The 1,661-nt window shown below is 53.2% G+C and carries 1 rRNA gene; it reads right to left on the bottom strand.

The features are described from left to right. Positions 1–39: 39 nt before the first annotated feature. Positions 40–1,579, bottom strand: a 16S ribosomal RNA gene (locus EKN38_RS25610). Between the last annotated feature and the right edge of the window lie 82 nt (positions 1,580–1,661).

Here is a 1,661-nt window from a genome sequence, read left to right as displayed (position 1 = left end):
ACAATCTGTGTGAGCACTACAAAGGCAGGTTCTTTAAGGTAAGGAGGTGATCCAACCGCAGGTTCCCCTACGGTTACCTTGTTACGACTTCACCCCAGTCATGAATCACAAAGTGGTAAGCGCCCTCCCGAAGGTTAAGCTACCTACTTCTTTTGCAACCCACTCCCATGGTGTGACGGGCGGTGTGTACAAGGCCCGGGAACGTATTCACCGTAGCATTCTGATCTACGATTACTAGCGATTCCGACTTCATGGAGTCGAGTTGCAGACTCCAATCCGGACTACGACGCACTTTATGAGGTCCGCTTGCTCTCGCGAGGTCGCTTCTCTTTGTATGCGCCATTGTAGCACGTGTGTAGCCCTGGTCGTAAGGGCCATGATGACTTGACGTCATCCCCACCTTCCTCCAGTTTATCACTGGCAGTCTCCTTTGAGTTCCCGGCCTAACCGCTGGCAACAAAGGATAAGGGTTGCGCTCGTTGCGGGACTTAACCCAACATTTCACAACACGAGCTGACGACAGCCATGCAGCACCTGTCTCACAGTTCCCGAAGGCACCAATCCATCTCTGGAAAGTTCTGTGGATGTCAAGACCAGGTAAGGTTCTTCGCGTTGCATCGAATTAAACCACATGCTCCACCGCTTGTGCGGGCCCCCGTCAATTCATTTGAGTTTTAACCTTGCGGCCGTACTCCCCAGGCGGTCGATTTAACGCGTTAGCTCCGGAAGCCACGCCTCAAGGGCACAACCTCCAAATCGACATCGTTTACGGCGTGGACTACCAGGGTATCTAATCCTGTTTGCTCCCCACGCTTTCGCACCTGAGCGTCAGTCTTTGTCCAGGGGGCCGCCTTCGCCACCGGTATTCCTCCAGATCTCTACGCATTTCACCGCTACACCTGGAATTCTACCCCCCTCTACAAGACTCTAGCCTGCCAGTTTCGAATGCAGTTCCCAGGTTGAGCCCGGGGATTTCACATCCGACTTGACAGACCGCCTGCGTGCGCTTTACGCCCAGTAATTCCGATTAACGCTTGCACCCTCCGTATTACCGCGGCTGCTGGCACGGAGTTAGCCGGTGCTTCTTCTGCGGGTAACGTCAATTGCTGTGGTTATTAACCACAACACCTTCCTCCCCGCTGAAAGTACTTTACAACCCGAAGGCCTTCTTCATACACGCGGCATGGCTGCATCAGGCTTGCGCCCATTGTGCAATATTCCCCACTGCTGCCTCCCGTAGGAGTCTGGACCGTGTCTCAGTTCCAGTGTGGCTGGTCATCCTCTCAGACCAGCTAGGGATCGTCGCCTAGGTGAGCCGTTACCCCACCTACTAGCTAATCCCATCTGGGCACATCTGATGGCAAGAGGCCCGAAGGTCCCCCTCTTTGGTCTTGCGACGTTATGCGGTATTAGCTACCGTTTCCAGTAGTTATCCCCCTCCATCAGGCAGTTTCCCAGACATTACTCACCCGTCCGCCACTCGTCACCCGAGAGCAAGCTCTCTGTGCTACCGTTCGACTTGCATGTGTTAGGCCTGCCGCCAGCGTTCAATCTGAGCCATGATCAAACTCTTCAATTTAAAAGTTTGATGCTCAATGAATTAAACTTCGTAATGAATTACGTGTTCACTCGTTGAGACTTGGTATTCATTTAGTGTCCGA

Source organism: Enterobacter sp. WCHEn045836 (assembly GCF_003965585.1).
In the GTDB taxonomy this organism is placed as follows: Bacteria; Pseudomonadota; Gammaproteobacteria; order Enterobacterales; family Enterobacteriaceae; genus Enterobacter; species Enterobacter dissolvens.
Note: the sequence above shows the minus strand (reverse complement) of the source record. Positions and strands in the feature narration are given on the sequence as shown.